This is a genomic window from Herbiconiux sp. J20-20 (genome assembly GCF_057365085.1).
Window position 1 is genome coordinate 513124 of the sequence record NZ_CP195122.1, and the last position, 12484, is coordinate 525607.

The 12484-nt window shown below is 70.8% G+C and carries 11 protein-coding genes; all 11 read right to left on the reverse strand.

Annotated elements, in window-relative coordinates; all coding sequences use genetic code 11:
* Positions 1-25 precede the first annotated feature (25 nt).
* The 11 genes from ACR3ZA_RS02420 to ACR3ZA_RS02470 all read right to left on the reverse strand — a co-directional run bounded on the left by ACR3ZA_RS02420 (position 26) and on the right by ACR3ZA_RS02470 (position 12476).
* Entirely contained in the window at positions 26-484 is a 459-nt protein-coding gene (locus ACR3ZA_RS02420) for a cell division protein SepF (RefSeq protein WP_473659792.1), read from the reverse strand.
* A 32-nt stretch (positions 485-516) separates the two neighbouring features.
* On the reverse strand, positions 517-1200 hold the full coding sequence (locus ACR3ZA_RS02425; protein WP_473659794.1) for a YggS family pyridoxal phosphate-dependent enzyme: 684 nt from the start codon (positions 1198-1200) through the stop codon (positions 517-519).
* Positions 1197-2342 (reverse strand): cell division protein FtsZ, encoded by a 1146-nt coding sequence (ftsZ, locus tag ACR3ZA_RS02430; protein WP_473659796.1) that lies wholly within the window; start codon positions 2340-2342, stop codon positions 1197-1199. Before ftsZ ends, ACR3ZA_RS02425 begins: the two co-directional genes overlap by 4 nt.
* Positions 2343-2500: 158 nt before the next feature.
* Positions 2501-3487 carry an FtsQ-type POTRA domain-containing protein gene (locus tag ACR3ZA_RS02435; protein ID WP_473659798.1) on the reverse strand — a complete coding sequence of 329 codons (987 nt, stop codon included), beginning with the start codon at positions 3485-3487 and terminating at the stop codon, positions 2501-2503.
* A complete protein-coding gene (gene murC / locus ACR3ZA_RS02440) occupies positions 3484-4926 on the reverse strand; it encodes a UDP-N-acetylmuramate--L-alanine ligase (RefSeq protein ID WP_473659800.1) in 1443 nt (480 codons plus the stop codon). The genes ACR3ZA_RS02435 and murC overlap by 4 nt, the downstream gene beginning before the upstream one ends.
* Positions 4923-6017: a glycosyltransferase gene (locus ACR3ZA_RS02445; RefSeq protein ID WP_473659802.1), complete on the reverse strand. Its 1095-nt coding sequence runs from the start codon at positions 6015-6017 to the stop codon at positions 4923-4925. Before ACR3ZA_RS02445 ends, murC begins: the two co-directional genes overlap by 4 nt.
* On the reverse strand, positions 6014-7261 hold the full coding sequence (ftsW, locus tag ACR3ZA_RS02450) for a putative lipid II flippase FtsW (RefSeq protein WP_473659804.1): 1248 nt from the start codon (positions 7259-7261) through the stop codon (positions 6014-6016). The genes ACR3ZA_RS02445 and ftsW overlap by 4 nt, the downstream gene beginning before the upstream one ends.
* A 106-nt stretch (positions 7262-7367) precedes the next feature.
* The gene (locus ACR3ZA_RS02455; RefSeq protein ID WP_473659806.1) at positions 7368-8423 is read right to left on the reverse strand and encodes a Mur ligase family protein; all 1056 of its coding nucleotides are present in this window, start codon (positions 8421-8423) and stop codon (positions 7368-7370) included.
* A complete protein-coding gene (gene mraY / locus ACR3ZA_RS02460; RefSeq protein ID WP_473659807.1) occupies positions 8408-9526 on the reverse strand; it encodes a phospho-N-acetylmuramoyl-pentapeptide-transferase in 1119 nt (372 codons plus the stop codon). The genes ACR3ZA_RS02455 and mraY overlap by 16 nt, the downstream gene beginning before the upstream one ends.
* Complete coding sequence (locus ACR3ZA_RS02465) at positions 9523-10923, reverse strand: UDP-N-acetylmuramoyl-tripeptide--D-alanyl-D-alanine ligase (protein ID WP_473659809.1); 1401 nt, start codon at positions 10921-10923, stop codon at positions 9523-9525. Before ACR3ZA_RS02465 ends, mraY begins: the two co-directional genes overlap by 4 nt.
* Complete coding sequence (locus ACR3ZA_RS02470) at positions 10920-12476, reverse strand: UDP-N-acetylmuramyl-tripeptide synthetase (protein WP_473659811.1); 1557 nt, start codon at positions 12474-12476, stop codon at positions 10920-10922. The genes ACR3ZA_RS02465 and ACR3ZA_RS02470 overlap by 4 nt, the downstream gene beginning before the upstream one ends.
* Positions 12477-12484 lie beyond the last annotated feature (8 nt).

The following is a 12484-nucleotide window of genomic DNA, read 5'->3' on the forward strand; positions in this document are numbered from 1 at the left end:
CGAGGAGGGCGCGGGGATGCGCGGACTACTGTCCGAAGAATCCGGCGTCGACCTCGGGCTCGATCTCGGCCGCGTCGCCGCTGACCGCGACGTGCTCGGGCGAGAGCAGGAACACCTTGCTGGTGACGCGCTCGATCTTGCCGTAAAGGCCCTGCGAAAGACCGCTGGCGAAGTCGATCAGACGGCGGGCGTCCGGCTCGCTCATCTGCGAGAGGTTGATGATCACCGGAACTCCCTCCCGGAAGCTCTCCGCGATCGTCTGGGCGTCGCGGTACTGGCGCGGGTGCACCGTCAGGATCTCGTTCATTCCGGCGGGAGCGGCCTGCCGCACCGCCGGACGACGCAGCGGAGTCACGGGGGCGCGCGTCGCGGATGCGGGCGCGGGCGCGGAGACCGGCGCGACGGGCGCAGCGGGAAGCACGTCGTCATACTCTTCATCGGCCAGGCCGAGGTAGACCATCGTCTTGCGCAGCGGGTTTGCCATGTCGTCCTCCGGATCGAACCTTCGAGTTGAGATTAACCGCGGTCCGGTCGTTTTCCGGTGATTGCGGTCCCGATGCGAAGGTGTGTCGCGCCTTCGCGGATGGCAGCGGCGAAGTCGCCCGACATCCCCGCGGAGATCGCCGTGGCCTCCGGCGCGATCGTGCGCAGCCGTTCGGAGAGGGTGCGGACGCGAGCGAACGCGGCGCGCGGCTCCTCGCCGAGGGGCGCAACCGCCATCACGCCGCGAAGCCGGATGCCGGGCGTCTCCAGGGCGAGCTCGGCGAGTTCGGCGAGCCCGTCGGGGTCGACTCCCCCGCGGCCGGGATCGTCGGTCAGGTTCAGCTCGAGGAAGCAGTCGAGCTTTGGCGCGTCGTCGGCGGCGAGAGCGCGCACGAGCGACGCCCGGTCGACCGAGTGCACGGCGCTCGCATAGCGCCGGACCGCACGCGCCTTGTTGCTCTGCAGCTGGCCGACGAAGTGCCAGCGCAGATCGAGTTCGGCGCACTCGGCGGCTTTGGCAACGGCCTCCTGGTGGCGGTTCTCGCCGACGTCGCGCACGCCGAGCTCGACGAGTTCGCGCACGAGCGCCGCGGGGTGGAACTTCGTCACCACGATCCGGGTGAGCTCGTCCGCCGACCGGCCAGCGTCGCGCGCGGCGTCGGCGATCGCCGCGTCGACGCGGGCCAGCCGCTCGGCGAGGCTCGACTCGTGCGTCACTTCAAGAAGTCGGGAATGTCGAGCTCGCTGTCGTCGTCGTCGAAGTCGTGGTCGACGGGGACGGCACCGGTCGGCGTCTCGGGCTCGGCCGACCAGCCGGTCGACTCGCCCGTCGACGTCTCAGCCGCGACGGCAACCGGAACCGGCGCCTCGACGAAGTTCGAGCGCCGCTCGCTCGACGGTCGCACGCTGGGCTCGCCCCCGTCGAATCCGGCGGCGATGACGGTCACGCGGACCTCGTCGCCGAGCGTGTCGTCGATGACGGCGCCGAAGATGATGTTCGCCTCCGGGTGCACCGCCTCCTGGACCAGGCGCGCGGCGTCGTTGATCTCGAAGATGCCGAGGTTCGAGCCGCCCTGGATCGAGAGCAGCACTCCGTGCGCACCATCGATGGAGGCTTCCAGCAGCGGGCTCGCGACCGCCAGCTCGGCCGCCTTGATCGCACGGTCCGCGCCACGACTGGCGCCGATCCCCATGAGGGCGGAGCCGGCGCCCTGCATGACGCTCTTGACGTCAGCGAAGTCGAGGTTGATGAGGCCGGGCGTCGTGATCAGGTCGGTGATGCCCTGAACGCCGGCGAGCAGAACCTGGTCAGCGGTGGCAAAGGCCTCGAGCATGCTGATGCCGCGGTCACTGATCTCGAGCAGGCGGTCGTTCGGCACGACGATGAGGGTGTCGACCTCGTTCTTGAGGGCGATCACCCCGGTGTCGGCCTGCGCGGAGCGGCGCTTGCCCTCGAAGGCGAACGGCTTGGTGACGACACCGATCGTGAGCGCGCCGATCGACTTGGCGATCCGCGCGACGACGGGGGCGCCGCCCGTTCCGGTGCCGCCGCCCTCACCCGCGGTGACGAAGACCATGTCGGCGCCTGCGAGCGCCTCTTCGATCTCCTCCGCGTGGTCCTCGGCGGCACGGCGGCCCACCTCGGGATCGGCGCCAGCGCCGAGACCGCGCGTGAGCTCACGCCCGACGTCGAGCTTGACGTCGGCGTCGCTCATGAGCAGTGCCTGGGCGTCGGTGTTGATGGCGATGAACTCGACGCCACGGAGGCCCAGTTCGATCATCCGGTTGACGGCGTTGACGCCGCCACCGCCGATGCCGACGACCTTGATCACCGCGAGGTAGTTCTGGTTGGATGTCACGTTCGGCCTCCGTGCGGATGAAAGTCTCAACCTCTACTTGAGGTTTGGAGTCTTTCTCAGTACTCTGATTCGTTCACAAGGTACGTGCCCGGGAACGGCGCGACCGTGAAGACGGCGCGTGTCGTGGCGAATCCCCAGACAACTTCCGGGCCGCGCGATCATCCCTCGCGGAACACCGCGCTGCCGGTCGCCGAGACGTCGTACTCCCCCGCCCCCGAGTCGCCCCACTGCGTGAGCAGAGCAGCCAGGATGACGGCCTTTCGATCCGAGGACTCCGCCGAGCCCCAGACGACGCTCTGCTTCGAATCGCGCAGGGTGAAGCTCACATCGTCGCGCGTCGTCGCCGTGATGCGATCCACCCGCGCGAGCACGTCCTCGGGCAGCGCCAGCAGCACCTCCGACACCGCCGTGCGGACCGTCCCGTCATCGCCCCGCGGCAGATCCAGGATCGGCACGCCATCGGGGCGCTCCTGCGTCTCCTCGATCACGATGCCCGCCGGATCGACGAGCTGGAACACCGTGTCGCTCACCACGACGCCGATCGGCTCGCGCTCATCGATCTCCACCCGCATCGTGTTCGGGGGAATCAGCTCGATGACGAAGCTGCGGATCAGGGTGAACTCCGAGAGGTCGTCGGCGATGCGCGACTCGTCGAGCAGGGCGAGCGGAGTCCCGAGCTCGGACTCGAGAGCCGTCGCGATCACGTCGGGATCGAGTCGCTGCGTTCCGGCCACGACGATCTCGCGCAGCGCGAGCAGCGGAGAGAACACCGCGAAGGCGACCAGGCCCACCGCGGCCGCCACCACCCCGAGCGCCCCCAGCACGACGGTGCGGCGGCGACGGGTCGCGGCGGTGAATCGGCGAACCTCGGCCCGCTCCTCGCGCCGCCGGGCGCGCGCGGCGGCCCGGATCTCGGCGCGGGCCGTGCGGCGCCGCGACGCACCGGGCTTCGGTCGGGCGGGGGTGGACGCCGTGGCGCGCGAGGCGGAGTCGGCACTCGCGCGCTCGGGTCGCGCCGTCCCCGTCGGCGGGGTCGGGGCGGCGGCGGGCGTCGACTGCGTGCGGCGCGGACGGTCGGCAGGGGTTCCCGCGCCCCGTCGCGCCGGCTGCTGCGGCGCGCGGTCGAAGCCCTCGGGCCGCTTCACGCCGAAGCGCTCCCCGTCGACGGGCCCGGATCCGAGGCCCCGAGCGAGGCGAGCACCTGCGGAATGATCCGGTAGACGTCGCCGCAGCTGAGCGTCATCACGAGGTCTCCGTCGCGGGCGATCTCGGCGACGCGGTCGGCCGCGGCCTGCCAGTCGGGAACGAAATCCACCCGCGAGGCGTCACGGAAGCGGTCGGCGACAAGCGCGCCCGTCACGCCGTCGATCGGATCCTCGCGCGCACCGTACACGTCGAGCACGATCGTGTGATCGGCGAGGCGCTCGTAGGTCTCGGCGAATTCACCTGCCATCGCCTGCGTTCGGCTGTACAGGTGCGGCTGGTGCACCGCGATCACGCGACCCGACCCGACCACGGAGCGCGCCGTCGCCAGGGCGGCCGCGACCTCGGTCGGGTGATGCGCGTAGTCGTCGAAGACCCGAACGCCGCGCACGGACGCATGCAGCTCGAACCGGCGCCCGGTGCCGTCGAAGGACTCGAGGGCGCGCGCCGTCTCGGCCGGGTCGAAGCCGAGCCCCACCAGCACGGCGAACGCGCCCGCCGCGTTGAGCGCGTTGTGCGGGCCCGGCACGCGCAGCGCGATCCGGTGCTCGGCGCCGAGGTAGCGCACCGTGAAGCTGACCGGCCCGTCCGCGACGATGTCGAGGACCCGCACGTCGGCGCTCTCCGCTGCGCCGAACGTCAGGACGCGCGGATGCGCGAGGCGGCGATGCACCGCGACGGCGCCGGCGTCGTCGCTGGAGATCACCACCAGTTCGCTCGCGGCGTCGGCGAAGCGCACGAAGGCATCCTCGAAGGCGGCCTTCGTGCCGTAGTGGTCGAGGTGGTCATCGTCGACGTTGGTGATGAGCGCGACCGCGGTGTCGTAGAGCTCGAAGGAGCCATCGGACTCGTCGGCCTCGACCACGAAGAACTCGCCCGAACCCGCCCGGGAGCTGCGCCCGAGCCCCGCAATGACGCCGCCGTTGACGAAGCTCGGATCGGCGCCCAACGCGGCCAGCGCCGTGACCACCATGCCGGTCGAGGTGGTCTTGCCATGCGCGCCGGCGACCGAGACGAGCCTGCGGCGCGCGGCGTCGCCGTGGTGGCGGATGAGCCAGTCGAGCGCGTTGGCGCGGTGCAGCACGGGGAGCCCGCGGCGCAGGGCCTCCTGATACTCGGGGTTGTCCTCCCAGAGGGCGCCCGTGACGACGACCGTGTCGGCCGAGCCGAGATGTGCGGCGTCGTGCCCGATGAAGATCTGGGCGCCGAGCTCGCGCAGTCCCTCGACGGTCGCCGAGTCGCTGCGATCCGACCCCGAGACCTCGTAGCCGGACTCCAGGAACACGCGAGCGATTCCGCTCATCCCGGAGCCGCCGATCCCGACGAAGTGCAGCCTTCCGAGCGTCGCGGGCAGCTCCAGGGACAGGTCAGGCTTGATCACGATGACACGTTAGCCGACGCGGTCGAGAGCGCTTCCCGAACCAGCGCGACCATCCGGTCGGCGCCGTCGCGCACCCCCGTCGAGGCCATTCCCGCGGCCAGGCGCGCCACCCGGGCGCGGTCCAGGAGGAGCGGGACCAGCTCACGGCGGATCCAGGCGGGGGTGAAGTTCGCGTCCGCGGTCACGACCGCCCCCGACGCCGTCACCGCCTCGCGTGCGTTCCAGGCCTGCTCGCCGTTGCCCACCGGATACGGGATGAACACCGCAGGAACGCCCACCACGGCCAGCTCGCTCACCGTCGCCGCACCCGAGCGCGAGACCGCAAGCTCGGCCACCGCCAGCGCGAGCTCCATCCGGTCGCAGTACTCGAGCAGGTGGTACCCGTCCAGATGCGGATCGTCGACCGGACTGCGCGACCCGGTGATGTGCAGGATCTGCCATCCGCAGCCGAGAATCTCCGACGCGCTCACCGACACGGTCTCGTTGATGCGACGGGCGCCCGTCGAGCCGCCTGTCACGAGCAGCACCGGCTTCGTGGGGTCGAGTCCCCAGAGCTCGAGCGCCTCGCGCCGTGCCGCCGCTCGATCCAGCTTCTCGACCTCGCGCCGCAACGGCAGCCCCACCACCCGGCCATGCCGCAGCCGGGTGCCCTCGAAGGTCACCCCGACGAAGTGCGTGAGCGCCGCGCCGAGGCGGTTCGCCATGCCCGGCCGAGCGTTCGCCTCGTGCAGCGCGATCGGCACGCCCACGCGGCGCGCCGCGAGGTACGCCGGAGCGGCCGCGTATCCGCCGAAACCGACGACCACCTCGACGCCGCGCTCCCGGATCAGCTCCTCGGTGCGCGCGATCGTGGCACGCAGCGCGGCCGGGAACCCGAGCGCCGCACGGTTCGGGCGACGAGGGAAGGGCACGCGGGGAATCGTCAGGAGCTCGTATCCGCGCTCGGGCACGAGACGCGCCTCCAGCCCCTCGGCGGTTCCGAGCACGAGGATCTCCGCCTCCGGCTCCAGGTCGCGCAGCCGGTCGGCGGTCGCCAGCAGGGGGTTGACGTGGCCGGCGGTGCCGCCGCCCGCGAAAAGGTACGTGGTCACGAGCGAGAAACTCCTGGGGTCGAGCGCCGGGGTGCGCGAGACGATTCTGCGGCATCCGGGCGCCGACGTGCGAACGAGAGCACGACGCCGATCGCCAGCAGCGACGAGATCAGCGCGGATCCGCCCGCCGACATGAAGGGCAGCGGCACGCCGAGCACGGGGAGCGCGCCGAGCACCACGGCGATGTTGACGAAGGCCTGGGTGACGATCCAGACCATCACCGCGCTGGTGGCGATCTTGGCGAAGGGGTCGCGGTTCATGCGCACGATGCGGACGAACGTGACCGCGAGCACGGCGAACAGCACCAGTACCAGGATGGCGCCGACCAGGCCGAGCTCCTCCCCCACGATCGCGAAGATGAAGTCGCTCTCGGCGTGCGGGATCCACAGCCACTTGTACTGCGAGTTGCCCAGGCCGCGGCCGAAGACGCCGCCGTTGGCCAGCGCCTCCCAGCCGTGGATGGTCTGCCAGCAGTGCAGCTCGTAGTCCTCGGGGCGCGTGCAGCCGGTCAGCCACGCCTCGATTCGCTGCTGGCGCGACGCACTGCCCTGGGCGAAGATCACGCCGAGCAGCGCCGTGCCGACCGCCAGGGCGCCCACAATCCTCAGCCGCACTCCCGCGTAGAACAACGCCCCGAGGGTCAGCGCGAGCAGGATCACCGCCGTTCCGAGGTCATTGCCCAGCAGGACGAGGAAGATCGAGCCGAAGGCGACGGGAAGGATCGGCAGGGCGACGTGCCGCCACTCGTTCAGCAGCGCGCTCTTCCGAGTCAGGATGTACGCCAGCCATACGACGAGCGCGAGCTTGACCAGTTCGGAGGGCTGCAGGCTGAACCCGCCGATGTTCAGCCAGTTGGTGTTGCCGCCGTAGCTGGCGCCGAGCCCGGTGAACACCAGCAGCTGCAGGAGGAGGCCCAGACCGAGCGCATGCCAGGCCCACTTCTTCCAGAACGTGATCGGCGCGCGCGCGGCGAACAGCATGAGCGGAATGCCGAGGACCGCGAAGACCGCCTGCCGGGCGGCGCGCGAGAACACGTCGCCGTCATCGACGAGCGATTGGATGGAGGAAGACGACAGCACCATCACCAGGCCGAAGACGACCAGGAAGATGGTCGTTCCGAGCAGCACGAAGTACTCGCGCGTCTCGGCCGCGAAGAGCCAGCGGACCGCGACGACGGCCCTGCGCACCGGCTGCTCGGGCGGGGTGCCCGGCGCCGACGGCCGACCAGCTCGGGTGGAAGTCACCGCCGCTCCTCTCGAACGCACGACACGTTGTGCGGTCTCAGTCTGCGGCCGCGTCGCCTCGACTCTCCGCGCCGAGAGCGCGTGTCGCCGGAACCGCGGTCGACCCTCAGCGCACGCGACGCAGGATCCCCTCGCGCACCGCGCGCGGCTCGACCCCGGCGGCGCGCGCCAGGGCGGCCGCCGCGAGCACGTCGCGGAACTCCTCGCGGGTCGACAGGCCGGCCGCCGCGAGGTCGTCGGTGGTGGCGAGCTCGAGCGCGTGCGAGCGACGCTCGTCGAGGAACGCACGGTCGACGAGAATCCCCTCCACGACCCCGACGTCGCTCGGGCCCGGGATGCCCAGCCCGAATCCGATCGCTCGGGCGCCCTCCTGCACATCAGCCTCTTCGACCGCGTCACGGGTGGCGACGTCGCCGAGGTTGTAGACGCAGGCCACGCGCGTGTTCTCGTAGACCTTCGCCAGGGCGGTTCGATGGGCGACCTCGTCGCCGTGCCAGCCGCTGGGATCGGCGACGACGTCGAGCGACAGACTCGCTTCGGGTGCGATCGCGTGCGCGGTGCGCACATCCGACCAGTGCAGCTGACGGCTCGACAGCTCGACCGCCAGCACATCGAAGCCGGAGGGGTCGCGGATCGCATCGAGGATCGGAACGCCCGCTCCCCCGGCCGGAGCCGCGCGCAGACCGGCCTCCCGCAGCATCGACGCCACCAAGTAGGCGACCTGCGTGGTCGGCGAGCCTCCGGCCATGGTCAGCCAGCGCGCCGGCTCTCCGGTCTTGTCACGGAGGCGCCACGCGAGGTCGGCGTCGCTCCAGATCGGGAGGCCCCGATCGCCCGCCGCGCGAAGCGCCGGATGATCCCGGCGCACTCGCGGGCTGACCACGACCAGCTCGGGCTCGTGCACCGAGTCGAGCCCGGTCTCCTCCGCGACGCCGAGCTGAATGCGTGCCCCGATCACCGTCGCCAGCTCGTGCAGCTGCGGCGTCGCCGCCACCGGAACCACGTCGACGGACGCGCCGAGCTCGACCAGGGTGTCGATGATCGAGAACCCGGCGTCATCGAGGCCGACGACGACGACCCGCAGGCCCGACCAGTCGGCGTCCCAGCTCGCGAGCGTCGCGAGCCGGTGCGCGGCGCCTCCGGCGCTCAGCGGCTGACCCATTCGAGGTAGAAGGCTCCGACGCCCGCGGCGACGAACAGGGCGGCGATGATCCAGAACCGCACGACGACCGTGATCTCGGCCCAGCCCTTGAGCTCGAAGTGATGGTGCAAGGGGCTCATCAGGAACACACGACGCCCCTGCCCGAGCGTCCACTTGGTGATCTTGAAGTAGACACGCTGCACGACGACGCTGCCGGTGACGACGAAGAACAGCCCGCCGATGAGGATCAGCAGCAGCTCGGTCCGCGTGAGGATCGCGAGAGCGGCGAGCGCGCCACCGAGACCGAGCGACCCCGTGTCACCCATGAAGATCTGCGCGGGCGAGGTGTTCCACCACAGGAAGCCCACCAGGCTTCCGGCGATCGCCGCCGCCACCACGGCCAAATCGAGCGGATCGCGCACCTCGTAGCACTTGTAGAGCACCACGGGGTCGATCTGGTCGTTGAAGCACGACTGATTGGCCTGCCAGAAGCCGATGAAGATGTACGCCGAGAAGGCGAAGATCGAGGCCCCGCTGGCGAGGCCGTCCAGGCCGTCCGCGATGTTGACGCCGTTGGAGGCGCTCACGGTGATGAGGTTCACCCAGAGGATGAACAGCACCATCCCGATCACCGGCCCGAACGTGAACAGGTTGAGCCAGTCGATGTCGCGCCAGCCCGAGATGAACGTGGAGGCCGGCGTCAGGCGGTTCTCGTCGAGGAACTCGGGGTGGATCGCCAAGAACGCGAAGACGGTGGTCACGACGACGATGCCCGCGATCTTCGACCACCCGCCGAGCCCGAGGCTCTGCTGCTTGCGCGTCTTCAGGAAGTCGTCGATGAAGCCGATGAAGCCGACACCGACCATCATCCCCAGCACGAGCACCCCGACCATCGTCCACGGCACACCCGAGACGGCGTGTCCGGCGAGGTAGCCGAGGATGCTGCCGACGATGAAGACGATGCCGCCCATGGTCGGCGTGCCGCGCTTGGAGTGGTGCGACTCCGGCCCGTCGTCGCGGATGAACTGGCCCCAGCTGAGCTTCTTGAAGAGCCGCCCGAACAGCGGCGTCAGCAGCAGGGTGAAGACGAGCGAGAACCCGCCCGCGATGAGCAGCGCGATCACGAGCCGGTCACCCCGCCCAGGCGGTCACCCAGGAAGCGAAGGCCCGCCGACTTGGATGACTTCACCAGCACGACGTCGCCGTCTCGAAGTTCTTCACGCAACAGATCGTATGCCGCATCGATGTCGTCGACGAGGACCGACTCCCCATCCCACGAACCTTCGAGGCCCGCGGCGAGATGGATGTGCCGAGCCGCCTGGCCGACGACGACGAGCTTGTGGATGTTGAGCCGGACGATGAGGCGCCCGATCCGATCGTGCTCCTCGAGAGCGAATTCTCCGAGCTCGGCCATCTCGCCGAGCACCGCGACGGAGCGCTGCTCGGGGGTGACGATCTGGGCCAGCGTGCGCAGTGCCGCCGCCATCGAGTCGGGGCTCGCGTTGTAGGCGTCGTTGATCACGGTGATGCCGGTACCGGGCTCCAGCAGCTCCATCCGCCACCGCTCCGCGCGCGCGACCTCGCCGAGCGCCGCGATCGCGCGCTCGATCGGAACCCCGAACTCGCGCGCGGCAGCCAGCGCCGCCAGTACGTTCGAGACGTGGTGCTCGCCGAGGATGCGCACCCGCACGGGGTGACGCGCGCCGTCCACTTCGAGGGTGAAGCTGGTACCCGCGATGCTCGAGGCGATGTCGACCGCGCGGAGGTCGGCCTCGGGCCCGTGACCGAAGCGGACAACCCGGGCCTGCGTGAGCTCGGACATGCGGTCGACACGCGGATCATCGGCGTTCAAGGCCGCCACGGCGCTCGGCGGCAGGTCGCGCACCATCTCCGACTTGGCGCGCTCGGTCTGCTCGATGCCGCCGAACTCGCCCGCGTGCGCCAGCCCCACCTTGAGCACGATTCCGACGTCCGGGGTCACGATCGAGATGAGACGCGCGATCTCGCCGACACCGCTCGCCCCCATCTCGACGACGAGGTACTCGGTGCTCTCATCGACGCGCAGCATCGAGATCGGGGCGCCGACATGGTTGTTGAACGAGCCCTCGGGGGCCACCGTCGGGCCTTCCGCCGCGAAGATGGCGCGCATCAGGTTCTTGGTGGTCGTCTTGCCGTTGGAGCCGGTGACGGCAACGACCCGGAGCCGACCGAGCGCGCGCACGCGGGCGACGACGTCGCGCGCCAGCGCGGCGAGGGCGGTCACCCCGTCGTCGACGACGAGCACCGGCACGTCGAGGTCGAGCGGCCGCTCGGCGACGACGAGCGCCGCTCCGTTCGCGACGGCTCCCTCCGCGAAGAGGTGCCCGTCGGTCACCTCGCCGGGGAGGGCGAAGAAGACCGAGCCCGGCCCGACCAGCCGCGAATCCGTCTCGACCGAACCGCCGACGACCTGCTCGGCTGCGTCGGCCGGAGCCTCGGCCCCGATCGCGGTCGCGATCTCGGCCACCGTGAGTGAGATCATGCCCATCCCGCCTCGCGCAGAGCTTCGCGCGCTTCGTCTCGGGCGGAGTACTCGGTGCGCACGCCGCGGATGTCGCGATAGTCCTGGTGCCCCGGACCCGCCCAGAGGATCGAGTCGCCCTCGCGCGCGAGCCCCACCGCCGTGCGGATCGCCGCCTCCGGCGGGCTGACCTCGTGGATCTCGGGCTGGTGCTCCGCGAGCGCCGCGCCCTCCAGAAGGGTCTTGCGGATCGAAACGGGGTCTTCGAATCGCGGGTGGTGGTCGGTGATGACCAGGATGTCGGAATTCTCGGCCGCCACCCGCCCCATCTCGTGGCGCTTGGTCGCATCACGGTCGCCGTCGGCGCCGAACACCATGATCGTGCGGCCCGGGGTGAACTCGCGCACCGCCGCCAGGGTGTTCTCGAAGGCGGCAGGGCTGTGGCCGAAGTCGACGTAGACCCGCGGGCCGCGCTCCCCCGAGACGAGCTCGGTCCGGCCGGGCAGCGTGGCGCGCACGCCGCCGTCGGCGTCCAGCGCCGCCTCGATCGCGGAGAGCTCGAAGCCGGCCTCGACGAGCATGACGATCGCCAGCGCGGCGTTGGCGGCCATGTGCCAGCCGATCAGCGGCTCCCGGGTCACGAGCGAGCGCCCATCCGGGCCGGTCAGCCGGAACTCGGTGAACGTCGCCGCCTTCTCGAGGATCTCGACCGTCCAGGCGGCGTCCTCCGCGTTCGCGGCGTGGCCGATCGTCGCGATCGTGGTCACCGGGATGTGCGAGCCGTCGACGACGCGGGCCCCCCACTCGGTGTCGAGGCACACGACGCCGCGGCGCGCGTGCTCAGGAGTGAAGAGCGCCAGCTTGGCGGCGAAGTACGCCTCGAAGTCCGGGTAGTCGTCGAGGTGATCGTGGCTGAGGTTCGTGAACCCGACCACGTCGAAGACGAGACCGTCGACGCGACGGTGCGACATCGCCTGGGCGCTCACCTCGATCGCGACGGCGCGCACCGCCGCCTCGCGCATCCGCGCCAGCAGTGCGTGCATCTCACTGGACTCCGGCGTCGTCAGCCGACTGACGATCGACAGCTCGCCGATGTGGCGCTCCGAGGTCGAGCTGAGGCCGGTGACGAGTCCCAGCTGACGCAGGATGCCCTCGAGCAGGTACGACGTCGAGGTCTTGCCGTTCGTGCCGGTCGTGCCGAACAGCAGCGGCGGGTCCTCGTGGGTGCGGTAGATCCAGGCCGAGATCTCGCCGAGCGCCCCGCGCGGATCCTCGACAAGCAGCACCGGCAGTCCCGCATCCGAGGCGAGCGCCGCCCCCTCCGCATCGGTGAGGATCGCCACGGCGCCGGCCTCCCGCGCGGCCGCGGCGAAGGCGGCACCGTGGCTGCGCGCGCCGCGGACGCCGACGTACAGGTCTCCGGGACGCACCTCGTTGGTGCTGAGGGTCACGCCGGTGATCTCAAGCCCATCGAGGGAGCCGTCGACACCCAGCCCGAACTCGTGCGCCAGCAGGGCGACGGCGCGCGGGGTGGGGTGCTCTGGGCGGAGGACCGGGGGAATCCGCGAACTCACGCGCCGCT

Excerpts from the sequence above, each read along its gene's own strand:
- ACR3ZA_RS02420 (WP_473659792.1), bottom strand. The coding sequence starts at position 484 with ATGGCAAACCCGCTGCGCAAGACGATGGTCTACCTCGGCCTGGCCGAT.
- ACR3ZA_RS02455 (WP_473659806.1), bottom strand. The coding sequence starts at position 8,423 with ATGGGTCAGCCGCTGAGCGCCGGAGGCGCCGCGCACCGGCTCGCGACG.
- ACR3ZA_RS02465 (WP_473659809.1), bottom strand. The coding sequence starts at position 10,923 with ATGATCTCACTCACGGTGGCCGAGATCGCGACCGCGATCGGGGCCGAG.